Raw genomic sequence first — 25964 nt, 5'->3', positions numbered from 1 at the left:
GCGTTCTGAAACCAAAGAACTGATCAAAAAACCATCAAATTAGAGGCTTGGGCGCGGCAACGGCCCGCGCCCTCGGAATCTGGGCGCTGCTGACCAGCCCGGTGCAATATCCGGGCTAGATATACGTTTTTCAACGCCAACCAAGCCATACTGACCCCGAACGGCAGGATGAGGAAGGTCGCACTCCAGAATCCCGGCATTTCTTGTCTCAGGATTAAGTTCGCTATGATGTGTACCAAAGCATTGGCGGTAATCGCAGCCACCCCGATAGCAAATGCTCCCATGGCCAGTGAGGTGCCAGCTTTGAGAGCCCAGACCGCACAGACCAGATAAGTCATCCAAAGCAAAGCCACTGCAAGAAGGTACGGCACAGTCTTGTAGTATTGGGCGATATTGGCAGGCATGCTTGCTTGCGCCCAACTTTCAATATGTACAGCCTCTTCGATATTGTGCAACGCGAAAGCAGCAACCGACGCCCATATCAGGATGAGCATCGTGTTGCTTATCAAAATGCGTGCGTTGCTTTTTCTTTCTTCCATCATTTCTATGATTCAGTCCTGACCGTAATCCCAATCGATAGCGATACTTGAGAGCATTAGGGAATGGCTGCATAAATCGCCGAGTGAGATGAAGAGCAAGGCGCACGGAGTACAGAAGACGAGACATAGCATAGGGTTAGGCGAATCTTCGAACACCGCGCAACGCAGCAATTCATTCACGCAGGCATTTATGCAGTGATTCCCTAGCGCAAGCCACGAAATGCCTCCACCACATGGCCGGCCAGTACCTCGCTGGCCGAGCCGGCACTGGCGCCATGAATCAACAGCACCTGATATTCTCCAAGCGAAGGTAGCCCAGCCTCGTTCTTTAGTTCACGCAACGGCGCACGAACCATACTCAGCGGCAGCGGTGCTACCGCCAGATCCGCCAGCAGCGCCGCTTCCTGGCCGGCGCAGTTTTCACTGGTATAGGCGATACGATAGGCCAGGCCGCTACGGTCCAGCGCAGAAAGCGCCATGGTGCGCCAAGCGCAGCCTTGATTGGCCAATGCCAAGGGCAGCGGCGAACGCTGCGCCGCGATACCGCCGTCGAGGCAGGCCCAGACCAACGGCTCGGTATGCACGATTTCGCCGCGCTCGGCATCCACGCCTTGATTACCGGAGGTCACCAGCACCAGATCAAGCTCTCCTTCATTCAGCCGTCTCAACATGTCGATACTGCGCCCAACCACCACGTCCACCTGCACCGCCGGATGGGAACGGGCGAATTTCGCCAACACCCCAGGCAGGATGCGCGACCCCACATCGTCGGGGGTACCGAAACGCACCGTGCCTTCCAGCGAAGGAGCGAGAAATTGAGTGACCGCTTCCTCGTTGAGCTTGAGCAAGCGCCTTCCGTAACTCAGCAGCACCTCCCCTTCCGGCGTCAGTCTCACCCGCCGCGCCTCGCGCAGGAACAGGCGCTGGCCCAGCGTTTCCTCCAGCCGCTTGATCTGCATGCTCAAGGCTGAAGGCGTGCGAAACACCTGCTGCGCAGCCCGGGTGAAACTCCCGCTTTCTGCGATCACGACGAAGGTGCGCAACACCTCCGTATCCAATAGCGGCAAGGCACTGTTACGAATCGGTGCTGCAGTGGGAAGTGTCATACCATTTACCTTTCAGTTTTTCTTAAAGGTAAATGTAGTTCTTTTCGTTTGATTGAACAATAAAGCTGGACCAGTCTGATTCTCGAGGTCGCGACCCTCTTCGATTCCATAAGCCAAAACAGGCGGCTATCTCAAATGAATGGCCGCTAACCGGAGGTGTCGTCATGTCCAACCTCAAGCCGCTTGATCGTCTGCAGTGCGAGGTGAAGCAACCGATTCAGCAGTCACCGATATCCAGGACGCCCATGCGCGAGTTCTATATGCCCGCCATGCCGCCCATGGGGTTGATCAATGCCATGGAAAACTGGGTCCGTGCCTTGTTGCGTCGCCGGCACTTCCGCCAGCGTTTTTTGCACCTGCTCGATTACGATGATCACATCCTCGAGGATATGGGCCACAACCGAGAAGACATCGAATGGGCATCGCGTCTACCCTTGCGAAAGGATGCTTTTCGGGCACTTCAATGCCGTAGAGTCCAACGTCAGGGGAATCGACAACATCCATGTCAGTGAATAAAGAAGCGTCGAGTACAGGAATAGCCCCGAGTGAGAGCACGCCGCTGTCCACCCCGCTATCGACTCCAGTATGGCTAGGCGTCGCGCCGGGACTATTCCTGCTGCTGTGGTCACTGGGTTTTCCCGTGGCCAAGATCGGCACGAGCTATGTCGATCCCATCCTCTTCCTGACGCTGCGCTATGCCTTGGTGCTGATCGTACTCGCGCCGCTGATCCTCTGGCTTCGGCCGCCGCTGCCCAAGCGTCGCATCGACTGGCTGCATCTGACGGTGGTCGGCATCCTGATCCAGACGATTTACTTCGGGTTCTGCTATACCGCTTTCGCGCTGGGCGCTTCGGCAGGCACGGTGGCGCTGGTGGTCTCGCTGCAACCGATACTGGTGGCGCTATTCGCGCCCGCGCTGGTCGGCGAATTCATAGGCTTGAAACGCTGGATAGGATTTGTGCTAGGCCTGGCCGGGGCTGTCATCGTCATTTTAGGCCGCTCGACAATCGAAGCCACTTCACTGCTTGGCTTGGCCAGCGCGGTCGGTGCACTTCTCGGCATGACCACGGCCACCCTCTACGAGAAACGCTTCGGTGTGACACAGCATCCTGTGACGGCCAACGCGATACAGTATACGGCGGGGCTGCTGACCACATTGCCACTCACTATTGTATTCGGCTCGCTGCACATTACCTGGGCCGGCGAAATGCTCGCCTCCCTCGCCTACCTGGTGATCGGCAATTCCTTGATCGCGATTACTCTACTGCTCGCCATGATCCGCCATGGTGAAGCTTCTCGCGTCTCGGCACTATTCTATCTGGTACCGCCCTGCGCGGCCTTGCTTGCCTGGTTGTTGATAGATGAGGAAATGCCACCGATTGCCTGGGTGGGCATGGCCGTCGCAGCGATCGGCGTTGCCTTGGTGAGTCCAAGACGTCAGAAGAGACTGGTTCCAACACAGCGCCAAGGGTGATGGCTTTTTGCTGCGCGGCTTCTACATTGTCTATGTGTTAACGACGTTCTTTTGCCACGTCCACTATGAACAAGCTATCAAACCAATGAGGTTGGGAATGAAACTCGGACGCCGCCAGTTCCTCTCATCAACACTCGCCTTGGCCGCCGTCAGCTCTGCTCCACATGTGCTGGCCTACTCTCCCTCGCAAGCCATGCCGCTGCGACGCTACCCCGATAACGCATGGAAAATCGAAGACGAGCGCTTCAAGGAGCTCTATGTCTTCAACACCCCTCTGGAGCGTCACTGGACGGGGGGTTTGTGGCTGGAAGGGCCTGCCTGGAACGCAGTCGGTCGCTATGCGGTGTTCAGCGACATCCCTAGGGCCAATCAGATGCGCTGGGACGAGGCTACCGGTCAAGTCAGCGTGTTGCGTCGCCACGTCGGACACTCCAACGGCAACGCGTTCGACAATCAAGGGCGTCTACTGGCCTGCGAACATTATCCGGCGCGCGTGCTCCGCTACGAGTGGGATGGCAGTACCACGGTGCTGGCCAGCCACTATCAAGGAAAGCCGCTCAATGCACCCAACGATCTGATTGTGCTGTCTTCGGGAGGCATCATCTTTACCGACCCGGGATACGGCGCCCACGTTGACTACGAAGGGCGCGAGCGTGAACTCGAACTCAAGCCGGCGATCTATTACATCGACGACACTCTCGATGAACCCATTCTGCTCACCGATGAGATTTACAAACCCAATGGCATTGTGCTGACACCAGATGGCAAAGGGTTCTATGCCTCCGATACGGCGCCCTCGCATTTCCCCGATCAACCCGCGGCGATCATCAGGTGGACCTTGGGGCAAGATGGTAAAAGCGTGAGCGATCGCAAGGAAATCGTCACGAACCAGAAAGAAACCTATGATGGCCTGGCTTGCGATGTGGAGGGCAATATCTGGTCGAGTGCTTCTGGTGGCGAGGGAGTCGATGGCGTCGCCATCTTCTCGCCGGAAGGCACGCTACTCGGCCGCATACTGTTGCCGGAAGTCTGCGCCAATGTATGCTTCGTGGGAGAAGATCGAAACCGCCTATTGATGACCGCCAGCCAGTCGATCTACACCCTGTACACTGCCACTCGTGGCGCTTGATCGATCGTCAAATCCTCTCGACGGGCGTTTTAAAAACTAGGAGCGCGGCACGTTCGACGACCCGAGTAGTGATGCCTGCCGTTTTTCAGGCACGCTAACTCAGCAGCATCATGCCCTGCTCGATATCTGCGCCGATCGCCTGGCAGAACGCCTCACAATCACCGCTCGATAGCGCCTGAGTCACTTCGCGGAGATGGTCGTCGGCGATGCTGGAAGCGCCCCAACGAGTACAGATATAGCGCATGCTCGGGCCGTATTGCAGCCAGAGAATCTCGATCAGCGGCAGCAAGACGCGTGACTGACTGAGCCGATAGATAAGGAAATGGAACTGGTAGTTGCCACGCATGTAGCGAACGATATCGCCTTGGGCGATGGCGCCGTTGATCTGCTCATCGATGCGTTTCAGCTCCTCGATATCGCCCGCTGTGATATGGGGAAACGCCTGGCGCGAGACCTCGGTTTCCAGGTTCTTGCGCGCGTACAGCACTTCTTCAAAACGCTCTCGGCTCAGCTTGGGTACGATGATCTTGCGACTATCGGAAAACACCAGCGCCCCTTCGGTGACAAGCCAGCGCAAGGCCTCCCGGGCCGGCATGGCGCTGGTGCCGTATTCCGCGGCGATACGCCGGATCGAGATTACCTCTCCTGGCGTGAAGTCGCCTTCGCACATGCGCGTGCGTAGCGCCTGATGCAAGCGTGTCGAGGCGGTATCCGGCGAGAAAACGTCTCGCCTGCTTGTCAGTTGCGTGGTCATGTTGGCGCTGTCGGCCTCTCTATCATTCCTATCTGAATTGAAAGCATATCTTAGAGGGTGTTTACAAAAGTCACGAACGACGATTAGACAAGGCGAAATCAGCCGAAAAAAGGACCGGGCTCGCGCACGAGTTTACGGGCTGTAAATGAGCACTTTGAGGCTGATTTCAACGCAGTATGGTCGAGCGCAGTAATTTGTAAATATCCTCTTAGCGCGGCTCATGGATGACAATCCGCGCTTGTCGCGTTTGCAAGCCTCTGCTAGTGTGATCACACACATGTGATCACACTATCCAATCATACTATCTGAAAACCACACAGGGAGACGTCATGCCCGAACCACGCTGCGCTTCCTATTACACCGCCACGATCGCTGAAGAATCCGACTATCCTCGATTGGAAGGCGATCATCGCGTGGATATCGCCATCGTCGGTGGGGGCTTCACTGGAGTGGCTACGGCGGTGGAACTTGCCGAACGCGGCTATCGAGTGGCCGTCATCGAGGCGCACAAGGTCGGCTGGGGCGCCAGCGGACGCAATGGCGGCCAGGTCACCGGCAGCCTGTCCGGTCAGGACGCCATGACCAAGCAGATGCGCAATACCTTGGGCGATCAGGCCCGGGAGTTCGTCTGGAACCTGCGCTGGCGCGGCCACCGGATCATCAAGCAGCGCGTCGAGAAGTACGCAATCTCCTGCGATCTCAAGCACGGCCATTTGCAGGCGGCCTACAAACCGAGCCACGTGAAGGAGCTGAAACAGGACTTCGAGGAATCGCAGCATCACGCGATCGGCGAATACGTCCACTGGCTGGAAGCCAGCGAGGTGCGGCAGGTCGTCGGTACCGAGCTTTACCACGGCGCCATCCGCAACGATTACAACATGCACCTGCACCCGCTCAATCTGTGTCTAGGCGAGGCCCGCGCCGCGGCAGACCTGGGCGCGCTGATCTTCGAAGGCTCGCCGGTCATCGATATCCAGCATGGCGACACGCCGGTCGTGGTCGGCGAGCAGGGTCGCGTCACGGCGAATAGTGTGATTCTCGCGGGTAACGCCTACCACCGACTCGAACGCAAACGGCTCAGCGGCAAGCTGTTCCCGGTGGCATTGGGTATCGTCACCACCGCGCCGCTGGATCACGACACCGCGATGGCGATCAATCCAGACGATCTAGCCGTCTACGACACTCGCTTCGTGCTCGATTACTACCGCCTGACCGCCGACAAGCGTTTACTGTTTGGTGGTGGCGCCAACTACTCCGGCCGCGATTCCCAGGACATCGCCGGGGAGCTGCGTCCTCGCCTTGAGCACACTTTTCCTCAGCTGAAGGGCGTCGATATCGACTTTCAATGGCAAGGCATGGCCGGCATCGTCATCAACCGAATCCCGCAGCTGGGCAAGCTCTCCGATAACGTCTACTACGCTCAGGGCTATTCAGGCCACGGCATCGCCACCTCGCATATCGTCGGCGAGATCATGGCCAATGCCGTCAGCGGTAGCCTGGAGGAATTCGATACTTTCGCCAAGGTGAAGCATATGCGCATCCCCCTCAACGACCAGCTTGGTAATACCTTGCTGGCCGCCGGCATGTGGTATTACCAGTTGCTCGAAAAACTGCGTTGAGGAAACACTGAATAAATGGCTGCACATACGAATCGCTGCGTTGCGCGGTACTCGAAGACTCGCCTAACCCCATGTTATGTCTCGTCTTCTGCGTGCCGTGCGCCTTGCGCTTCATCACGTTCGCCGATTTGTTCAGCGCTTCCTTAGCCGATCGCCGAATTCAACCTGAATGCACAACAACAAGACGCTCGAGGTGATACACGATGGACATCAACGGCCCCCTGGTGCTGCTCCCCACTGCAATCGTTCTGGTACTCGCCCTATGGACGCGGCGCGCGCTTGAACCGCTGGTATTCGGTGCCTTCGTCGGCACCCTGATGATCGACCCTGGCAATGCCTTGAGCAGCCTCTCCGAGAATCTGCTGGAGGTGATGACCGACGAAGACGTCGCCTGGGTCATCATCGTCTGTGGATTGATGGGCAGTATCATCGCCCTCCTGCTCAAGTCCGGCTCCTCCAAGGCCTTCGCCGACAGCCTGATGCGTTACACCATCAACAAGCCTCGCGCGCTGATGGGATGCTGGTTCATGGGCATCATTCTGTTCGTGGACGATTACCTGAATTCGCTGGCCGTGGGTACCTCGATGCGCAAGGTGACCGATCGCTTCAAGACCTCCCGCGAGATGCTGGCCTACGTGATCGACTCCACGGCGGCGCCGATCAGCGTGCTGATCCCGATCTCGACCTGGGCGGTATTCTTCGGCGCCTTGATCGAAAAAAACGGCATCGCCGAGGATGGCCAGGGCATCTGGACTTACATCCAGGCCATTCCCTACATGTTCTATCCCTGGATCGCCGTCATTCTGGTGCCACTTTTCATCTACCGCTGGATTCCCGCCTTCGGCCCCATGAAGAAGGCAGAGCAGCGCGCCGAGGAAACCGGGCAGTGCGTTCCCCCGGGCGCAGAGCACATCGACGCCGAAATCGGCCATCTCGAGGCGGATGATGACCAGACAAAAGGCACCATCTGGACCTTCCTGCTGCCCATGGCGTCACTGGCCTTCTTCACCTGGTGGTTCGATCTGGACTTCCTGATGGGGATTTTCGTTACCCTGGCAGGCATGATTGTGGCCTTCATCGCGCTGAAGAAGCTCTCCCCCGCCCAGACCTTCGACAATATTCTGGAAGGCTTCAAGTCGATGCTCGATGCCCTGGCAGTGCTGGTGGCAGCCTTCCTGTTCAATGAGGTCAACACAGAGTTGGGACTCGCCGACTACGTCATCAATACCGTTCAACCACTGATCAGCGCCGAGATGCTGCCCTTCATCATCTTCACCATCATGGGGTTCGTCTCCTTTGCCACCGGTTCCAACTGGGGGGTATTCGTCATCATTCTGCCCATCGTCAGCGTGCTGGGACAGAACCTGGGGGCCGACATGATCCTGGTGATCGGCGCCACCCTCTCCGCCAGCACCTTCGGCAGTCACGCCTGTTTCTACTCGGATGCCACGGTATTGACCGCCCAGGCCAGCGGCTGCACGCCCTTCCAGCACGCCTTCACCCAGTTGCCCTACGCCGCCATGGCCGGCTGTCTTGCGGCGGTAGGGTATTTGATACTGGGATACATGTGATTTTGAATAAATGCCTGCGCGGGCTTGTTAAGGTGGCAGTATGCAATCGGACATGCAGCGTAATTTCTGGGCCTCTACCGTCGCCGAACGGCCCGAGCCGCGGCCGCGTCTAGAGGCGAACACTCAGGCCGATGTGGCCATCATCGGCGCTGGCTTCACGGGATTGTGGACCGCCTACTATCTGAAAATGCACGCGCCGGATTTGGCTATCGTCGTGCTGGAAGCCGAGCGCGTCGGTCATGGCGCCTCCGGGCGCAACGGCGGCTGGGTGGTGGGCAACCTGGCTGGTCTTGAGCGCCATGTCGGCAAGTTGCCGATGGAACAGCGGCGCGAGTGTTGCCAAGTACTGGCGGATAATGTCGACGAGATCGGCCAGGTGCTGGAACGTGAGAGTATCGCCGCCGACTTCAACAAGGGCGGTGCACTCTACGCGGCGGCGCGCTACCCGGACCAGATCGATATTCAGAAACACTACCTTGCACATCTTCATGAGCTCGGCCACGACGAAGCAAACTGCACTTGGCTGGATGCCGACCAACTCGCCGAAAAGGCGCGTTTTCGCAACGGCTACGGCGGCATCTATCATCGTCAGGTTGCGACCGTGAACCCTGCCAAATTGGTTATTGGCTTGGCCGAAACGGTCGAACGTCTAGGCGTGACGATTCACGAACACAGCCGCGTCACTCACCTCGGCCCGAATGAAGCGATCACGGATCAGGGCGTCGTCGAGGCGCCAACCATCGTCTGCGCTACCGAGGGCTACGCGGAGCGGTTTCACGATTTCAAGAAGCATGTCATTCCGGTGCAAAGTCTGGTGATCGCCACCGAACCGCTGACGGACGACATGTGGCAGGAGATCGGCATGGCCGAGCGCCCCGCCTTTGCCGATGCCAGTCGGTTGATCAACTATGGGCACCGCAGCGCCGATGGACGACTCGTGTTCGGCGCTCGGGGCAGCTACGCCTTTGGCGCCAAATCCAAGCATGCACTGGCCATTTCCCAGGATGATATTCGCCTGCGCCACGATCTACTGGTGGATCTGTTCCCCATACTCAAGAACGTAAGAATACGCCACGGCTGGGGCGGCTCCCTGGGGCTATCGCGCAACTTTCGCCCCCATGGAATTTTCGATCGAAATACCGGTATTGCCACTGCCGGCGGCTACGCCGGTGAGGGTGTCGCCGCAGCACATCTATTCGGCAAAACCCTGGCCGACCTGATTCTCGAGCGTGACTCTCGACTGGCAAGCATGCCCTGGGCCTACGCCAACACCAGTCACCGCCACCTGATCAAACGTTGGGAACCCGAACCGCTGCGCTGGCTCGCGGCTCAAGCGATTACCTATAGTTATGCGGGAGAAGAAGCGCTGATGAGACGCAGCAAGCCGACACCCCTGATCAAGCCGGTATTGAGGAAAGTGAACGACTTTTTCGCATCGATTATCGAGTAAATAGCTGGTTTACTGCAGAGATTGCTGAACAAAAAGGAAAGATAGTGCTGACATTTCACTCGGAAGACACTAAAAAGCGCCGTGCCAAGACCGAGCTCGATGGCGGCAAGCTCGTGACGCCTTACGAATGTCCCGAGCGGGTCGATATCATCATCGATCGTGTACGCCAGGTTGGCCTGGGTGAAGTGCGAGTGCCCAAGGCGTACGGGCTCGACCCGGTGCTTGCGGTACACGATTCTGGCTATATCGAATTTCTCGAACGTGCCTGGGACGAATGGGTCGCGGCGGGTCATCCCGGCGAACCCATTCCCTTGGCTTGGCCCACCCGGCGCATGGATAGCGGCAGGATCCCGGACAATATCGAAGGCAAGATCGGCTACTACGCGCTGACCACGGATACCTCGCTCTGCCCCAACACCTTTGCCGCCGCCCAGACCAGCAAGGACATTGCCCTCTCGGCGCTGGATCATGCCATCAACACCGGTGAACCCGCCTTCGGCCTATGCCGCCCACCCGGCCATCATGCTGCTATCGACCAATACGGCGGCTACTGCTTCTTCAACAACGCCGCCATTGCCGCACAACACGCTTTGAATAGTGGCATGCGCAAGGTCGCGATCCTGGATGTCGACTTCCACCATGGCAACGGCACCCAGGACATCTTCTACGAACGCGACGATGTATTGTTCCTCTCGCTGCACGGCGATCCGCGTCAGGAATTCCCCTACTTCCTGGGCTTTGCGGATGAGACCGGACGCGGCAAGGGCGAGGGCTTCAACGTCAACTACCCTCTGCCCAGCGGCACCGACTACGCCACCTGGGCCAACACGCTGGACGATGCCATTCGACGCATAAAGGCCTACCAGCCGGAAGTGCTGATCATTTCCCTTGGTGTCGACACCTTCGAGTACGATCCAATCAGCTCCTTCAAATTGAAGAGCGACGACTACCTCGACTGCGGGCGGCGCCTCAAGACACTCGGGCTTCCCACCACCTTTCTGCTTGAAGGCGGTTACGCCGTGGAGGAGATCGGCATCAACGTCGTGAATGTGTTGATCGGCTTCGAAGGCAGCTGAATTTATCGGTACCCCGGACATTGCGCTGTTTGCAACGTCGTCAACCACTGCGCTGACCCAGGAGCCGCAGGATCAGGGTCAAGAGCTGGTCGGGCAGTGTCGATAGATAGAAGACACTATAACAACAGGTCAGTCCAAGGCCTGATCACATAGCGAAACGGCCTCATCGAGGTCGTTTTCGATTCATTGCTGTTCTCGAACCATTGCACTCCAGCGCTGCACAGCAGTAAAGAAAAGCATCGTTTATGCCGATAAATAAGTCAGGTTTTAAAATGAATGATGCTTTCAAGCTGAAACGGTGGTCACTTAAGCGTGAGAAGATAAATCATGAAATGGGCGTTCATCGATTACGAAAATATCGGAAGTCTCGGCAAGATCGACCTTTCGATCTACGAGAAGATAATTGTCTTTCTTGGCGCAAAACAGCCCAAACTGGATTTCACCGATATCAAGTATGACAAGCCTATCAATCTGGTCGTGGTCCAGTTAAAGGCAATTCAGGACAATAACCTGGATTTTCACTTAGCCTATTACCTTGGAAAATTCGATACCCAGGCGGACAATGCGATAGCCTTCGAAGTCATCAGCAACGACTCTGGCTTTTCGCCGCTCATCGCCCATATCAAAAACAGCGGTCGTATTTGCAAACAGGTCAAAGTAGCTGGCGCTCCCGCGGATACTCAAAAGCTGATCAAATACCTCACTTCTATCCCAAAGGAGAAGCGCCCACAGAAGATAGCCAGCTTACGTAATCACATCGCGGCACACCTTGCAATCAAGGGCAACGAAGTGGCTATTCAAAATCAAATAAATCAGTTAGTTAAAGCCAACATCGTTACGCTTTCAGATGCCTGTATAGAATATAAATACTAACTTATAGCAGCCATATAGGCTGGTAACTGTTGGGCGGCCCTTGCTCTACCTGACACCGTCATTCGGACACGCGGCACCGGACTCCGGCTTGCAAGAGAAGCGAGAACTAACGCAAGATCAATGCTCTTGTATCGATGTAAGTCCATTTGGCCAATCCGCAAGGTTTCTTATGATGACCGATCTCAGCGCATTTCCCGTTACCCATAAGTGGCCCGCCCAGCATCCCGATCAGCTTCAGCTATACTCACTGCCCACACCCAATGGGGTGAAGGTCTCGATCATGCTCGAAGAGATCGGATTGCCCTACGAGGCGCACCGCGTCAGTTTCGACGATGGCGATCAGCATTCCCCCGAATTTCTTTCGCTGAATCCCAACAACAAGATTCCCGCCATCCTAGATCCCAATGGCCCGGCGGGTAAGCCACTACCGATGTTCGAGTCAGGCGCCATATTGCTCTATCTGGCCAAGAAGACCGGACAACTATTGCCTAATGATCCTCATGAGCGCTACGAGGCACTGCAGTGGCTGATGTTCCAGATGGGTGGCATCGGTCCGATGTTCGGACAAGTCGGTTTCTTCAATAAGTTTGCCGGCAAGGAGATCGAGGACAAACGCCCTCGGGATCGCTATGTCGCGGAGTCGCGGCGCTTGCTGGGTGTCCTGGATCGACATTTAGAGAGTCGGGACTGGCTGCTGGGCGATACCTACTCGGTAGCGGATATTGCCACGTTCCCATGGATACGCAATCTGATTGGCTTCTACGAGGCGGGTGACTTGGTGGGCATTGACGATTTTTCGCATGTCACCCGCGCCCTGTCTGACTTTCTGGAGCGGCCCGCCGTGCTACGTGGCCTGACGATTCCAGAATAGTCGTCTCCATCACACCTTCTTGACGAACTCCGACTTGAGCTTCATCGCGCCCACGCCGTCGATCTTGCAGTCGATATCGTGATCACCTTCGACAAGACGGATGTTCTTGACCTTGGTGCCGACCTTGACCACCGAGGAGGAGCCCTTGACCTTGAGGTCCTTGATCACGCTGACGGTATCACCGTCCTGCAGCAGGTTACCGTGAGCATCACCGACCATCAGCGCGTCACTGGTATTCTCGACCGCTCCATCGATGACCCACTCATGGGCACATTCCGGGCAGATCAACAGGCCCATGTCCTCGTAGGTGTATTCCGAGGAGCACAGCGGGCAATTGGGTAACTGACTCATGAATTCTACCTACTGTTATTAACAAGGCGCGGAGTGTACCGGGTCGATGTGTAGAAGCACAGGCCGCTCAATGATCCGCCGCCCAACTCCCCCGGCCCAAGCCGACGATCCGGGCGACTTCGTCATCGGGAACCGCCAGCGTATCCCCCTTTTCCAGCGGATCGTAGTGAAACACGTAGAGCCGCGAGGCGAACTCGGCGATAGGCAAGGACGCCTCACCGGGACGCTCGCCATGGCCTTGAGTCGCACACACGATATTCTGCCCCCAGTCCTGACCGCTGTCGTTGTTGGGGTTGAAGAAATAGACGCGCATTTCGTCGTTGGGGTCCAGCATCACACGGAGCAGGGTAATCGCATGCCGCCCCACCAGACGTGCGGCGCTGTCGGTCACGACGATTCCCGCAGGCTGCGGGTGAATCAAGGGCATGTTGCCGTTGTAAAACGGGTGATAACACGCATAGAAATGGCGAATGAATCCCGCGTAGTCGTCAATCTCGCCGGTGCGTATATTCGCCACCACACGAAACCCCTGCCCGACCCACCAGCCGTAGAATTCAGGATTGATCCAGCGATGCAGATCGTCGTCACGCTTGCCACATAACCGGCCCATTTCCATGTAAAGACGATCGAGATGCGGTATCAGCACCAGAGAAACCGGGTCAACGTCCAGCGGTGGCACCTTGGCAAGACCCGCCTCCAGGGACTTGGAGGAGATGCGTTCACCCTCGAACCGGGTAAGCACTTCATCGTCTCGGGCCGCCCATGCCACGAGTTGCAAGAGATAATCGCCATCGTTATCGGCCCACATGGAAAGACCGATGACCGATTGGCAGGTCGGGTTATTGCCCTGCCCCACACCCAAGGGCTGGCCCAACAAGCTCAGCACACCGGCAAGCAGAAAGACGCGCGGCGGATGCGCTTCGCCGAAGACGGCACTCAACGTACTTGACGTATCAGAAGATAGCGTTAACCGGATCTGACGCCACAGACCAGAGGCGATGGGGGCCGAAAAAAGCGCGCCGCGTTCAAGTAGCAAGGACAACCCGTAAACCGCCTGACTGGTCTCTGGATAAATGGCTTCATCGATCAGCGCATAAACCAGCTGTCGGTAACACAGCAGGGTCTCGCATCCGGTACTGCTCAGCCCCAGTGCTACCAGCAACAAGTCGTCGCGATGACCGCGCAGGTAGCGCAGCAATGCGGGGTGATAGGGCGATACCAGGCCCGTATCGTGCATTGCACGAGCGAAGTCAGTGGCTTCTGTGGCCAACGCGGTTTCATCCATTGCTGCCAAGCGCTGGGTGTACACCTCAAGACCTGGATCGTCACGACAGCCCGGGGTGGGGCCAAACAGTGCACTCACCAAGCGCGCAGCGCTTTCCGTACCGGCGGTATATATTTCAGGATCGAACAGACACTGGGCAATCTGGCTGATCATCTGCTTGATGCTGTCCGTCTGAACCGGACGCTGGGCGAGCAGGCGCTGGATCTCATCGACCAGGCTCTCGAGAATGCTTTCGTAACCCAGGTGTGCCAGCAGATACTGATACAGTGCCTGCACGATCTTCCCTAGCGCTTGCGGGCGCTCTCGATCCGCCTCGCTCATTGGTCCGGCAAGAAGATCCAGATTCAATGCCATCACCTGATTGAGGAAATTTCTAGCCTGTTCGGCGGAAATGCCTAGATGGAAGTAGCCCCCCAAGGCAACGGCCAGCAAGCGGATTTCGCTAAGCGCCTCGATGGTGGCGACGTCGGGTTCACCGTGACGCAGCGAACGCACGGCCAGGGCGGGCTTTAGAATGGCGGGCGAGGCCCAGTCACTGCCCGCGAAGACCCCCGCCATCTCCATCGTCGCAACGCGGACATACAACGCAGCGAAGCCGCCGGAGATTGTCATCACCTCCCTCGCCGAGGCCAGTACCTCCTCTTTCGAGGGATTTGGCTCAACCAGATGGGCCTGAGCCAGTCTCATCAAAGCACCGTCGAAAGCGACAATCGACGAATCCAGACCTCCGTCGGGGTAGGTAAAACTCATGGCTAATTTCCTTATTGGCTCTGGGGAGAAACCACATGTACATAGTGCGCTGACGCACAGATGAATCACGATGAAGCGTGGCACTTTCAGCAACGAACTTGCACGCTTTATTGTTCTCATTCATCAAAATAATTTTTTACGGCTACCCCGGTTAAGGTAAGTCCTGCGGCAGCGGACAACCCTCTTCTAGGCACTCATGCACATCGAAGCTTGGGTTGGGGCGTTTGTCGCCTTCGCCAGCAGCAGCTATGCTGGTCGATATTGCAATGCACAATGACAGGACAGATAAATGTCCACGGGAGAACGATGACTCAAGCCAAGGCGATCAATCTGGCCCTGCAAGGTGGTGGCGCTCACGGCGCTTTCACCTGGGGCGTGCTCGACTATCTGCTCGAAAGCCCTCGAGTGCGCATCGAGGGCATCAGCGGTACCAGTGCCGGTGCCATGAACGCAGTGATCACCGCTGACGGCTTGCTTGAAGGCAATGAAGACCTCGCCCGGGAAGAACTCGAAAAGTTCTGGTTCTCGGTGAGCAAGGCGGCCCTGCTCAGCCCCATACGACGCACGCCATTGGACATGTGGATGGGTAACTGGAGTCTGGACTGCTCGCCGGGCTATCTGTCCTTCGATCTTTTCAGCAGGGTGATCTCGCCCTATCAGTTCAATCCGCTGGGCATCAATCCGCTGCGGGACATTATCGCCGAGCGGGTCGATTTCCAGCGTGTGCGGGCATGCCAGTATCTCAAGCTGTTCGTTTCCGCAACCAACGTGCGCTCGGGCAAGCAGCGGGTCTTTCGACGCGAGGAGATGAGCCTGGATGCGGTCATGGCCTCCGCCTGCTTGCCGTTTTTGTACAAGGCGGTGGAAATCGACGGCGAAGCCTACTGGGATGGCGGCTATGTGGGCAATCCGGCGCTCTTCCCATTGATGGAGGAGTGCGATTCACGCGACATCGCCATCGTGCAGATCAACCCGATCTATCGCGACAAGGTGCCACGCAGCGCCCCGGAGATTCTCAACCGCATGAACGAGATCACCTTCAATACGTCGTTGATCAAGGAGGTGCGCACCATTGCCATGCTCAAACGCCTGATCGAGGTCAGCGACAGCACTATGACCTGTTATCGCGACGCGCACTTCCATCGCATCGATGCCGAAGATGCGCTGCAATCGTTATCCGTTTCGAGCAAACTCAATGCCGAATGGGCCTTCCTCACACATCTGTGCAACCAGGGCCGGCGTACCGCCGCGGCCTGGCTCGACGAAAATTTCGAGGCACTCGGCGAACGTTCGACGCTGGATATCGATTCGGTTTACATGTAAATGTCGTAAACGTGGAATGACACTAATGGCATTCCCGATGTCAAAGGTCCATGTTGAAAGCATCATGTTGAAGAAAGAGTCCATTGACCACTTTTGAAAGGAGCCCACAACTTGTAGTCAGGAAGACGACGTCTGAGCATCGATGTCACGCAGATGACATTTCCGCAACTGGCGTCGTTCATCGCCGTTACTTTCAGGAGTACCTACGCCGATGGTTCGAATCGACAAGAAAGTCACCCGCCTTTACGTACTCGACACCAACGTTCTGCTCCACGATCCCGCTGCGCTTTATCATTTCGAAGAACACGATGTGGTCATTCCCATGACCGTGCTCGAGGAACTCGACAAACTCAAGAACGGCGTGCGTGACATTGCGCGTACCGCCCGGCAGGTCAGCCGTACGTTGTCCGAACTCACCAGTGCCGTCTCCTTCGACGAAATCCAGCAGGGCATTCCCTTGATCGATGCCGTCGGTCAAGGGGGGCGTCTGCGCTTCCTGTGCTACAGCAATCTGCAACCTCTCGATCACCTGGAGGATAACGCCGACAATCGTATCCTGGCCGAGACCTGTCGCCTGCGAGATGAGCGCCCGGATGCCTCGGTGATTCTGATCACTAAGGATATCAACCTGCGGGTCAAGGCAGCGGCGTTGAACGTGCCGGTGGAGGATTATCGTAACGATCGCGTGTTCAGCGACAGCGACGTCATGATCGAAGGCGCCAAGGTCTACACCATCGCCGGCAAGGACGGCGCGGGCCTATGGGAGTCGCTCAACGTCGAGGTCAAGGTCGAGCGCGTCGATCACCACCTCTTCTACCATCTCAGTGGCGAGATGCCCCCTGATTGGCACATCGGCATGCTGGTCTCCGACAGTGACAATGGCGCCGATTTCGAGGCCATCGTTCGCGACCTCACCCCGAACAGTGCGCGCCTTCAACTGTTGACCAACTACCGTCACCATGCCGGCGTGTGGGGCGTGCATGCTCACGACAGCCGTCAGAACTTTACCCTCAACCTGCTGATGGACCCGGAGATCGACCTGGTCACCATCGCCGGCAGCGCCGGTACCGGCAAGACCTTCATGACCCTGGCTGCCGCCTTCCAGCAAACCCTGGATACCAAGCTGTTCGAGCGCATCGTCTTCACTCGCGCGCCGATCCCCATGGGCGAGGACATCGGCTTTCTGCCTGGCACCGAAGAGGAAAAGATGTCGCCCTGGATGGGGGCCTTCCATGACAACATGGACAATCTGCTTCGGGACGAGAGGGACGGCACTTCGAGCTGGAGCGAAGGCGCTACCCGTCAACTGATCGGCTCACGAGTGCAGATCCGCTCGCCAACCTTCATGCGTGGACGCACACTGAACGATACGTTCCTGATCATCGACGAGGCCCAGAACTTCACACCGAAACAACTGAAATCCCTGATCACCCGGGCCGGTCGCAACACCAAGATCGTGTGCCTGGGTAACGTCGGCCAGATCGACACGCCTTACCTCACCACCAATACCTGTGGCATGGCCGCGGTCGTCGAGCGTTTTCGCGACTGGCCCCATGCCGGCCATGTCACCCTTAAGAGCGTCGAACGCTCTCGCCTGGCCCTGGCAGCGGAAGAACTGCTATAGCGTCAAAACCTCAGGAGCGGCTCAGGCAAAGCCATTCAAGTAAAGAGCCGCTCTATTTGCACCGAGGCATGGCGTCCGACTGAACGTTCATTGGCAGCCAACCAGCGTTCGGTTCTATTTCGGCCGAGATCACGCAGGTGGCTGATGAATCCATTAGACGCATTGAGCTTACTGATACTGTTCATATCCGCAAGATCGTCAGCCTCGATTAGATGAAAGCGCAGACGCTCCAACAGGCGCTCCAGACGCCCTCGAGGCAGCCAAGCACGAGACGACGAGGTAGCGATATAGCTGCGCGCCTGGCAGAGGGTGCGCATCTCCCGCAGGAAACTGGAAGAAAAACTCAACTCCATGCTACGGCTGGCAATCCCCTTGGCGCTGCGAGGGAGCTCTTGGATCTCGAGAGAATCAAGCAAGATCAACAGGATATCCGGCGTCTGGCAATCGTAAACCAGCGGATAGATCGCAGGATTGGCGGTATAACCACCGTCCCAGTAGTACTCATCCTCGATTTCTACCGCTTGATGCACGCTTGGAAGGCAGGCGGAAGCCAGCAGGGCCTTCTCGCTGAGCTCCCGGTTGCCGAATAGCTTTACCTTGCCGGTTCCGACATGGGTGGCCGCGATGAAGAGCTTGAGCGGACAGGCTTGTCTCAGGCGCTCGAAATCGAACTGCTCCTGCAGAATATCGCGCAGGGGATTGATATCCAGTGGATTGAACTGATACGGCGAGAGCATCTTCGTGAGCGTCTGCATCATATGCATTGATACAGGCATGGCGGCGTCGCCATTGGGATCGATTTGCTGCAGGAAATCCAGGTGAAACGGTGCGCGATCCGTCACTGCTTGCCAGAAGTTCGCCAGGGACTCCCGTGCACCTTCCGCACCGTCGTTCATCCATCCCTGGGCAAGGGCGACGGCGTTCATCGCCCCGGCGCTGGTACCACTGACGCCCTCGATCCGCCAACCCTCTTCGAGTAAACGGTCCAGCACTCCCCAGGTATAGGCGCCATGAGCGCCACCGCCCTGCAAGGCGAGACTGACCTGGGGAACGGACGAAACGCCTACCAGACCTGCGAGTTTCTGCCACATAGTTAGACTCCGCGACATTGCTTAGAATCCGTTCATGACCTGCTGCGTGTTGCGTCGCAACAATACACCCCTCAAGCGCATACGCCAAAAGTCGAATTATGGAAAGAAGGTGACAGCAGTTAGGCGGTAAGGCGGACGATTCCTTGCGGCATCAAGGGGGACACCTGGAGGACATTCAGGTTAGCGCGCCATGGTCCCGGGTGCTGACCATGGTGCAAAATGCGCTTCTAGACGCGATGGATCTCAGCTTTAGGAGTCTTTATCGAACCCCTTGTCGAAATCCTTGTTGCTCACTCGTTCGATGAGCTCCTCTTTTTCGCTCTTGGGATCGTTTTCCAGACGATCCTGGGCTTCCCGGTAAAGACACACGAAGGTATTGCAGGAACCGCAGAACACCTTGTCATCCGGGTTCTTCTCCTGGGAAACGCGCATACGATGATTGCCGCAATTGGGACAAGGTTTGTCCAGGCGAAACTCTTGTGCAAAATCGGACGCGGACATGGATAGCCTCCTTTCTTGACCGGTCGAAACCCGATCGTGGGATCAGTCATTAGCTTACAGTGTTTGGGGCAGCGCCGAATTAATCAAGTCAATGCGCCTTGCCTCTCGTTTGACGCAGCACTACTTTCGCAACACCAGGCTGAGATTGTTGGCCGGCATCTCGACGATACGGTCGACACTCAAGCCATGTTCTCCGGCCAGCGCTTCTATGTTGTTCAGATCCCGGATGCCCCAGCGCGGATCGCGTCGACGCAGATCCGCATCGAAGACTGCATTGCTCTCGGCCGTGTGCTGCCCATCCCGCTTGAAAGGGCCGTACAAATACAACACACCGCCCTTGCCCAGACGCTCACCGGCTTCTATGAACAGGGCCTGAGCCGCCTCCCAGGGGGCGATGTGAATCATATTGATGCACACCAAGGCGTCGAAGTCTCTCAGCGGCCAAGGTCGGACGGTAACATCCAACTGCAAGGGCTCGAGCAGGTTATCGAGCGGCTCGGCATCGCGCCAGGCGGCGATGGAGGCCAACGCCTGAGGACTAGGATCGCTGGGCTGCCAGCGAATCGTCGGTAGATGGCGGGCAGCGTACAGCGCATGCTCGCCGCTGCCGCTGGCGATCTCCAGCACCTTGCCACGCGCCGGCAATACGTCGCGCAGTACCGCGAGGATCGCATCGCGGTTACGTGCCACAGCGGGACTGCAAAGCCGTCGATCGACCTCGTCATCCACCGAGTTCACCCCCTGTCATCTGCGTTGCTTGGTCAGTGATGAAAACGATCCGCGGCCTGCCGCGCCAAGGCGCGAATGCCTTCCCAATCCCCGGCATCGATAAGCTTCTTGGGTGTGATCCAGGAGCCGCCCACGCACATCACATTGGGAAGTTTGAGATAACTCTCGGCGTTGTCCAGGGTAATGCCGCCGGTGGGACAGAAGTGCGCTCCTGGAATGGGGGCAGCGAAGGACTTGAGTGCCGCCACGCCACCACTGGCCTCTGCCGGAAAGAACTTGAAGCGCCGATAGCCATACTGCCAGCCGGTCATCAGCTCGGAAATGGTCGCCACCCCCGGCAGCATCGGCACGGGACTGCTCACGCCGTAGCGGTATAGCGCATCGGTGGCCCCGGGCGTGACCACAAAATCGGCTCCCACTTTCTCGGCCTGACGGTATTGAGCCGGCGTCAGCACCGTGCCGGCGCCGACACTGGCTCTGGGAAGCACCTCGTTCATACGCTTGATGGCCTCCAGGGCACAGTCGGTGCGCAGTGTGATCTCGAGCACCGGCAGACCACCCTTCACCAGAGCTCGCCCCAAGGGTACGGCATCCTCCAGGCGTTCGATCGTCAGTACCGGGATGACCTCGGCTCTAAGACAGATGCTGTCGAGTTCCGTGGTGCGGGTCGAAGGCAGTTGCTTTTCGATACTCATGATGTACTCCACTAGAAATTCAGCTCAGGGCGCCCAGTAGATAGCGAGCGGACAACTCAGAAAAACGCGGATGGGCAACTCTCGCACGTCGTCGCCTCCCATGGCGCGGGCCAACACGGCACGCTTGTCGTCGCCGACGATATGCAGCATGTGGCGTCTTGCCTGGTGCAACCAGCCCGCGCTTAGAGTAATGCGCGGCTGGGGAACGCTGGGCGCGCGCACCGCTACCGTTGCCTCGTCGGAACTCAAGGCCAGGCTCAACTCGCCACTATCGGGGAACAGTGACGCAGTGTGACCATCTCCCCCCATGCCCAGCACGATAGCGCTGGCGGGCCAGGAAAGCCCGGCAAGACGTTTGGCAACCTCCTGCGCGCCTTCCTCAGGCGTGCCGTCATCGGTGGTCAGCGGATGAAAGCGTGCGGCAGCCGCCGGGCCTTGAAGCAAATGCTCGCGTACCAGCCGGGCATTGCTGTCCTTATGTTCTTCATCCACCCAGCGCTCATCTGCCAGGGTGATATCGACCCGCTCCCAAGGCAGGTCCACCGCCGCGAGGCGGGCGAAGAACGGCACCGGTGTCGAGCCACCGGAGACGATTAGCAGCACACGCTCCTGGTTAGTCAGATCTACCGCTAGAGCGCTGGCGACGGACTCCGCCAGTTGGGTCGCCAACTGCTCGCGCGGGGGTGACGACGATGTGGAAACGGATGAGCTCATCAGTAATCCTCGTACCAGGAACGACCATCCTGGGTGATCATGGCAATCGAGGCCACCGGCCCCCAGGAACCCGCCGGATAGCGCCGGGGTGGCATATCGAGCTCATCCCAGGCCGCTACCAATTGATCGGCCCAGCGCCAGGCATATTCGACCTCGTCTCGGCGCACGAACAGATATTGCTGACCTTTCATGACCTCCAGCAAGAGGCGTTCGTAGGCATCGGGAATGCGCGACTTGGGGAAGGCGCTGTTGAAATCCAGATGCAGCGGTCCGGGGCGCAGACGCATGCCCCTATCGAGACCGCCGTCCTTGGTCAACACCTGCAGCGCGATGCCCTCCTCGGGCTGCAGACGAATGATCAGCTTGTTGGAGGCCAGGCTACGCTGATCCGGATCGAAGATGTAGTGCGCCTGTTGACGGAAATGTATGACAATCTGCGATAGCTTCTCCGGCATGCGCTTGCCGGTACGCAGATAGAACGGTACGCCGGCCCAGCGCCAGTTGGCGACCTCGGTGCGCATGGCGACGAAGGTTTCGGTATGGCTATCCGCGTTGGCTCCCTCCTCGTCCAGATAACCCGGCACGCTGACACCGTCGATCGAGCCGGCAATGTACTGGCCACGCACCACATCTCGAGGAATCGAGTCACGGCTGAACGGTTTGAGCGCCTTGAGCACCTTGACCTTTTCATCGCGGATGGCATCCGCATCGAGATTGGAAGGAGGGTCCATGGCAATCAGACATAGAAGCTGCAGCAAATGATTCTGCACCATGTCGCGCAACTGTCCGGCTTTATCAAAGTACCCCCATCGACCTTCGATGCCGACCTGTTCGGCGACGGTGATCTCGACGTGAGAGATATGATTCTGATTCCACTGCGTTCCGAACAACGGATTGGCAAAGCGCATCGCGATCAGGTTCTGGACGGTTTCCTTGCCCAAGTAGTGGTCAATGCGGTAGATACGAGACTCGGGAAACACCGCGCCAATGGCATCGTTGATTTCCCGGGACGACTCGAGATCGTAGCCGATAGGCTTTTCGACCACCACCCGGGTCTCGTCATCAAGACTGCCGCTTTTGTGCAGGTTATGGCAGATGTCGCCGAAGATGCTGGCGGGTACCGCTAGATAGACCGTCATGGGCGGGCTACCTTTTTCCGGCGCGGTATTCGCTCTCCACTCGCGAATGGCCTTGAAGCCCTCGGCGTTACTGAAATCGAGTTGCAGATACTCGAGACGCACGAGAAAACGCTCCAGGCACTCTTTTTCCAAGGAAGCAGATTTGACGTAGGTCTTGAGCGTCTTGTGCACGCGTTCTCTAAAGGCCTTGGTATCCATCTCCTGACGCGCCAGGCCAAGAATCCGTGTGCCGTCCGCCAACAGGTCGTCACGATCGAGATGATAGAGCGCTGGATACAGCTTGCGCAGCGCCAGATCACCCAAGCCACCGAACAAAGCGAGATCGACATCGGGGGTGGTGCTTCGGGCCATGGATTGCCTCTCAGACTTCTAGTTGAATTACTAACAAAGTACGCCACTACTACTTATTTCTGCAAATAGTTTGGTAATGTTAGCAAAAAACGTAGTGTAGACTCTTTGAACCTTCTGCCATTATGGTGTCAGGCTAGAACAGCGACGACATCTTGGTGAATCGCCACAACACAGTATGGTAGGAATTTTCCTATGGTAAAGAGTGCCGCCTGATGGCCAGCCACGATCTTCTCGAGCGTATCCGCCACCGTCTGGAAGAACTCAACCGTTCCGAGCGCAAGGTGGCCGAAGTCATTCTCGCCGACCCCCTGACCGCTACCGGCTTGAGCATTGCCACTCTGGCCCGGCGTGCATCGGTCAGCGAACCCACCGTCAATCGCTTCTGTCGCGGCTTCGATGCCAAGGGCTATCCTGACTTCAAGATCAAGCTGGCGCAGAGCCTGGCCGGCGGTACTCCCTATATCAGCCGCAATGTGGAACGTGAGGACGACGCGGCCAGCTACGCCGACAAGATTTTCGGTGCGAGTGTCGTTGCGCTGGACGATGCGCGGCGCGCCCTCGATGCCCGCTCTATCGAACGCGCCGTGGACTACCTCATTCAAGCCAAGCAGATCAGCTTCTTCGGACTGGGGGCCTCGGGGCCGGTAGCCCAGGACGCGCAGCACAAGTTCTTTCGCTTCAACCTGCCGGTAATGGCCTACGAAGACGTATTGATGCAACGCATGGTCGCGGCTGCCAGCCATACCGGCGATGTCATCGTGATCATCTCCTATACCGGACGTACCCGGGAACTGGTGGACATCGCTCGGGTAGGACGCGATAACGGTGCGGTGATTCTCGGCATCACCGCGCCAGACTCTCCCTTGGCCGCGGAATGTACCGAAACGCTAGGGGTCGTTGCCCCGGAAGATACCGACATCTATATGCCCATGACCTCGCGCATGATTCACCTGGCCTTGATCGATGTGCTGGCGACCGGCGTCACCCTGCGTCGCGGCGAAGACTTCCTACCACACCTCAAGAAGATAAAGGACAGCCTTCAGGCGACCCGTTATCCACCCGAAACCTGATCCTGACGTCAGCTCAACGTGATGTATCGCAAAGTAGCCTATCGTCCAAGACTCGCGTAGGGTATGCCCGTTGCGCTGACCACGCCTGAAATAAGATGCTCGGGACGAAACGCTTGATGAATACGGCCTCGCTTACCCTCGAGGACTGGCGCGCCTGGCAGCCCGGGCGCTCCCCCACTGACGATCCACGCCTGTCGATTGACGAACGCCCTTCCGGCGCCTCCGTCCCGGCCATGTTGCGCCGTCGCCTCAACGGTGCCGGACGTGCCGTATGCGACATGCTCGCGGAACTCGATCCGAACGCCGAGTGCGTACTGTTGCATGCCTCGCGACATGGCGATGCCGAGCGCACTCTGGACATGCTCTACGCCCTCAATGAAGAGGAGTCGCTTTCCCCGGCGCGCTTTGGCATGTCGGTGCATAACGCGGTGATCGGCGTACATTCCATTGCCAGCGACAATCGCCGCTCCCTTCAAGCCATCGCAGCCTCCGGTGCCGAAGTCTCGGCGCTTTTCAGTGACGCCTTGGGCTATCTCATGGAGGGTGAAGAACACGTCGTCGCCGTGTTCAGCGATGCCCCCATCCCTGTGCGCTTTGCCGATCACACCACAGGCCCATCGACCATGGCCGCCGTCGCCCTGCGTCTATCGTTGACCACGCCGGGCCAGAGTGGCCGGACACTGATCACCCGATGTGCGACCGGATCGATGTTTGATCAATACCACCCACCCAAGCCCGATGACGTGATCGCGTGGCTACTGGGTGAAGCAGCATTGGTCTGCCCCATGCGTCGGCGAGCATGGGCGCCGCCCTCCTGATGCCCGGTGCTGCAATCATGCCTCGTGCTATTGGCACTGGACTCGACCGTGGTTGGCGTCGTGTTGCCACGGGCTGCTGTTTTATCCTGTTTGCACTCTGCGCGTTGGTGCTGGGGCTTGCTATCGCCCCTACGTTAAAGCTCTTGAGCCGCAACTCCGGCATCGCGCAGCAACGCGTGCGACGTGTCGTTCGTGTGTTCTGCAAGGGATTCGTTGGCGTGCTTCGTGGCCTGAGACTGATCGATTATCGATTGATTCATGACGAACGCCTGGCTCAACCTGGCAGTCTTCTACTGGCCAATCACCCATCGTTGATCGACGCGCTGTTTCTACTGGCCTACACGCCTGATGCCGTGTGTATCGTCAAGGGGCGCCTTGCCCATCACCCGGTCACCCGCCATGTCATCCAGTCCGCCGGGTTCATTGCCAATCGCAATCCACGTCAGGTGATTGCACAAGCCTGCAAGGCCTTGGAAAATGGGCAGTCATTGATCGTTTTTCCCGAAGGGACTCGATCGACACCGGGGGAGCCGGTGCGTTTGCGCCGGGGCGGCGCCATTATCGCCCTTATCAGTGGTGCTACTGTCGTTCCGATAAGGATTCATTGTGAACCCAACACCTTGATCAAGGGCGACCCCTGGCACCGAGTGGCGCCACGCAGGCCTTTATTTACCCTGGAGATCGGTAAGGCCATACAGCCGGTCGCAGTGCCATCGCTTCTGCGTGCTGCCCGGCGTCTCAACCGACGTCTCGAAAATTATTTCAATCTTTCTTGATGGACGAGGATATCGCCCATGGCGAACGCTCTGGAACTTGAACTCAAACACCTGATCATCGACACCCTTGAGCTCGAGGACGTCACCCCGGACGATATCGACCGCGATGAACCCTTGTTCGTAGAGGGGCTGGGGCTGGATTCCATCGACGCCCTGGAATTGGGCCTGGCCCTGCAGAAGACCTACGGCATCAAACTCGAGGCAGACAGCGAGGAGTCGCGTCGCCATTTCGCCAATCTGAAAAGCCTCGCCGCACTGGTGGAGGCGCGCCGCGTTAAGTAATGT

26 protein-coding genes are annotated in these 25964 nt (G+C 57.8%); 15 read left to right on the top strand and 11 right to left on the bottom strand.

Annotated features, from left to right (window positions below; genetic code table 11):
- Positions 1–23: 23 nt before the first annotated feature.
- The gene (locus tag ACPF7Z_RS16090) at positions 24–542 is read right to left on the bottom strand and encodes an HXXEE domain-containing protein (RefSeq protein ID WP_425194275.1); all 519 of its coding nucleotides are present in this window, start codon (positions 540–542) and stop codon (positions 24–26) included.
- A gap of 200 nt (positions 543–742) precedes the next feature.
- The gene (locus ACPF7Z_RS16085) at positions 743–1645 is read right to left on the bottom strand and encodes a LysR substrate-binding domain-containing protein (RefSeq protein ID WP_425194274.1); all 903 of its coding nucleotides are present in this window, start codon (positions 1643–1645) and stop codon (positions 743–745) included.
- A gap of 164 nt (positions 1646–1809) precedes the next feature.
- Here ACPF7Z_RS16085 and ACPF7Z_RS16080 point away from each other — a divergent pair, with 164 nt between their 5' ends.
- The 3 genes from ACPF7Z_RS16080 to ACPF7Z_RS16070 all read left to right on the top strand — a co-directional run bounded on the left by ACPF7Z_RS16080 (position 1810) and on the right by ACPF7Z_RS16070 (position 4248).
- Positions 1810–2157 carry a hypothetical protein gene (locus ACPF7Z_RS16080; protein ID WP_425194273.1) on the top strand — a complete coding sequence of 116 codons (348 nt, stop codon included), beginning with the start codon at positions 1810–1812 and terminating at the stop codon, positions 2155–2157.
- Entirely contained in the window at positions 2148–3119 is a 972-nt protein-coding gene (locus ACPF7Z_RS16075) for a DMT family transporter (protein WP_425194272.1), read from the top strand. Before ACPF7Z_RS16080 ends, ACPF7Z_RS16075 begins: the two co-directional genes overlap by 10 nt.
- 97 nt (positions 3120–3216) lie before the next feature.
- On the top strand, positions 3217–4248 hold the full coding sequence (locus tag ACPF7Z_RS16070; RefSeq protein WP_425194271.1) for an SMP-30/gluconolactonase/LRE family protein: 1032 nt from the start codon (positions 3217–3219) through the stop codon (positions 4246–4248).
- Between the two features lie 94 nt (positions 4249–4342).
- On the opposite strand, the gene ACPF7Z_RS16065 is transcribed toward ACPF7Z_RS16070, so the two are convergent.
- Positions 4343–5002: a GntR family transcriptional regulator gene (locus ACPF7Z_RS16065; protein ID WP_425194270.1), complete on the bottom strand. Its 660-nt coding sequence runs from the start codon at positions 5000–5002 to the stop codon at positions 4343–4345.
- Positions 5003–5331: 329 nt separating this feature from the next.
- On the opposite strand from ACPF7Z_RS16065, the gene ACPF7Z_RS16060 reads away from it, so the two are divergent.
- The 6 genes from ACPF7Z_RS16060 to ACPF7Z_RS16035 all read left to right on the top strand — a co-directional run bounded on the left by ACPF7Z_RS16060 (position 5332) and on the right by ACPF7Z_RS16035 (position 12462).
- On the top strand, positions 5332–6621 hold the full coding sequence (locus ACPF7Z_RS16060) for an NAD(P)/FAD-dependent oxidoreductase (protein ID WP_425194269.1): 1290 nt from the start codon (positions 5332–5334) through the stop codon (positions 6619–6621).
- A gap of 203 nt (positions 6622–6824) precedes the next feature.
- Positions 6825–8192 (top strand): Na+/H+ antiporter NhaC family protein, encoded by a 1368-nt coding sequence (locus ACPF7Z_RS16055; RefSeq protein ID WP_425194268.1) that lies wholly within the window; start codon positions 6825–6827, stop codon positions 8190–8192.
- A 40-nt stretch (positions 8193–8232) separates the two neighbouring features.
- Positions 8233–9642, top strand: coding sequence for an NAD(P)/FAD-dependent oxidoreductase (locus ACPF7Z_RS16050; RefSeq protein WP_425194267.1), 1410 nt, complete (start codon positions 8233–8235; stop codon positions 9640–9642).
- 44 nt (positions 9643–9686) lie between these two features.
- Positions 9687–10718, top strand: coding sequence for a histone deacetylase family protein (locus ACPF7Z_RS16045; RefSeq protein WP_425194266.1), 1032 nt, complete (start codon positions 9687–9689; stop codon positions 10716–10718).
- Between the two features lie 327 nt (positions 10719–11045).
- A complete protein-coding gene (locus ACPF7Z_RS16040) occupies positions 11046–11591 on the top strand; it encodes a PIN domain-containing protein (protein WP_425194265.1) in 546 nt (181 codons plus the stop codon).
- 172 nt (positions 11592–11763) lie between these two features.
- On the top strand, positions 11764–12462 hold the full coding sequence (locus ACPF7Z_RS16035; RefSeq protein ID WP_425194264.1) for a glutathione S-transferase N-terminal domain-containing protein: 699 nt from the start codon (positions 11764–11766) through the stop codon (positions 12460–12462).
- A 9-nt stretch (positions 12463–12471) separates the two neighbouring features.
- Here ACPF7Z_RS16035 and ACPF7Z_RS16030 read toward each other — a convergent pair whose 3' ends face one another.
- Positions 12472–12813, bottom strand: a complete 342-nt coding sequence (locus ACPF7Z_RS16030; protein ID WP_425194263.1) for a zinc ribbon domain-containing protein YjdM — start codon at positions 12811–12813, stop codon at positions 12472–12474.
- Positions 12814–12880: 67 nt separating this feature from the next.
- Positions 12881–14848, bottom strand: coding sequence for a hypothetical protein (locus tag ACPF7Z_RS16025; protein ID WP_425194262.1), 1968 nt, complete (start codon positions 14846–14848; stop codon positions 12881–12883).
- 306 nt (positions 14849–15154) lie between these two features.
- On the opposite strand from ACPF7Z_RS16025, the gene ACPF7Z_RS16020 reads away from it, so the two are divergent.
- Entirely contained in the window at positions 15155–16171 is a 1017-nt protein-coding gene (locus ACPF7Z_RS16020) for a patatin-like phospholipase family protein (protein ID WP_425194261.1), read from the top strand.
- 211 nt (positions 16172–16382) lie between these two features.
- Positions 16383–17795, top strand: coding sequence for a PhoH family protein (locus ACPF7Z_RS16015; RefSeq protein WP_425194260.1), 1413 nt, complete (start codon positions 16383–16385; stop codon positions 17793–17795).
- Positions 17796–17830: 35 nt separating this feature from the next.
- Here the strand turns inward: ACPF7Z_RS16015 and ACPF7Z_RS16010 are convergent, their stop codons facing one another.
- The 6 genes from ACPF7Z_RS16010 to zwf all read right to left on the bottom strand — a co-directional run bounded on the left by ACPF7Z_RS16010 (position 17831) and on the right by zwf (position 23015).
- Positions 17831–18886 (bottom strand): patatin-like phospholipase family protein, encoded by a 1056-nt coding sequence (locus ACPF7Z_RS16010; protein WP_425194259.1) that lies wholly within the window; start codon positions 18884–18886, stop codon positions 17831–17833.
- 249 nt (positions 18887–19135) lie between these two features.
- Entirely contained in the window at positions 19136–19387 is a 252-nt protein-coding gene (locus ACPF7Z_RS16005; RefSeq protein ID WP_425194258.1) for a hypothetical protein, read from the bottom strand.
- 120 nt (positions 19388–19507) lie between these two features.
- Positions 19508–20116 carry a DUF938 domain-containing protein gene (locus tag ACPF7Z_RS16000; protein WP_425194257.1) on the bottom strand — a complete coding sequence of 203 codons (609 nt, stop codon included), beginning with the start codon at positions 20114–20116 and terminating at the stop codon, positions 19508–19510.
- Between the two features lie 32 nt (positions 20117–20148).
- A complete protein-coding gene (locus ACPF7Z_RS15995; RefSeq protein ID WP_425194256.1) occupies positions 20149–20811 on the bottom strand; it encodes a bifunctional 4-hydroxy-2-oxoglutarate aldolase/2-dehydro-3-deoxy-phosphogluconate aldolase in 663 nt (220 codons plus the stop codon).
- A gap of 24 nt (positions 20812–20835) precedes the next feature.
- Positions 20836–21525: a 6-phosphogluconolactonase gene (gene pgl, locus ACPF7Z_RS15990; protein WP_425194255.1), complete on the bottom strand. Its 690-nt coding sequence runs from the start codon at positions 21523–21525 to the stop codon at positions 20836–20838.
- The gene (gene zwf / locus ACPF7Z_RS15985; RefSeq protein ID WP_425194254.1) at positions 21525–23015 is read right to left on the bottom strand and encodes a glucose-6-phosphate dehydrogenase; all 1491 of its coding nucleotides are present in this window, start codon (positions 23013–23015) and stop codon (positions 21525–21527) included. The genes pgl and zwf overlap by 1 nt, the downstream gene beginning before the upstream one ends.
- Before the next feature lie 212 nt (positions 23016–23227).
- On the opposite strand from zwf, the gene ACPF7Z_RS15980 reads away from it, so the two are divergent.
- The 4 genes from ACPF7Z_RS15980 (at position 23228) to ACPF7Z_RS15965 (ending at position 25961) form a co-directional block, all read left to right on the top strand.
- Positions 23228–24085: a MurR/RpiR family transcriptional regulator gene (locus tag ACPF7Z_RS15980; protein ID WP_425194253.1), complete on the top strand. Its 858-nt coding sequence runs from the start codon at positions 23228–23230 to the stop codon at positions 24083–24085.
- Positions 24086–24201: 116 nt separating this feature from the next.
- On the top strand, positions 24202–24903 hold the full coding sequence (locus tag ACPF7Z_RS15975) for a beta-ketoacyl synthase chain length factor (protein ID WP_425194252.1): 702 nt from the start codon (positions 24202–24204) through the stop codon (positions 24901–24903).
- Between the two features lie 17 nt (positions 24904–24920).
- Entirely contained in the window at positions 24921–25679 is a 759-nt protein-coding gene (locus tag ACPF7Z_RS15970; RefSeq protein ID WP_425194251.1) for a lysophospholipid acyltransferase family protein, read from the top strand.
- Positions 25680–25697: 18 nt separating this feature from the next.
- Complete coding sequence (locus ACPF7Z_RS15965) at positions 25698–25961, top strand: phosphopantetheine-binding protein (protein WP_425194250.1); 264 nt, start codon at positions 25698–25700, stop codon at positions 25959–25961.
- The last annotated feature ends 3 nt before the right edge of the window (positions 25962–25964 follow it).

Source organism: Halomonas sp. GXIMD04776, assembly GCF_049808615.1.
Lineage (GTDB): Bacteria > Pseudomonadota > Gammaproteobacteria > Pseudomonadales > Halomonadaceae > Modicisalibacter.
This window is presented reverse-complemented; position numbering and strand designations above follow the sequence as displayed.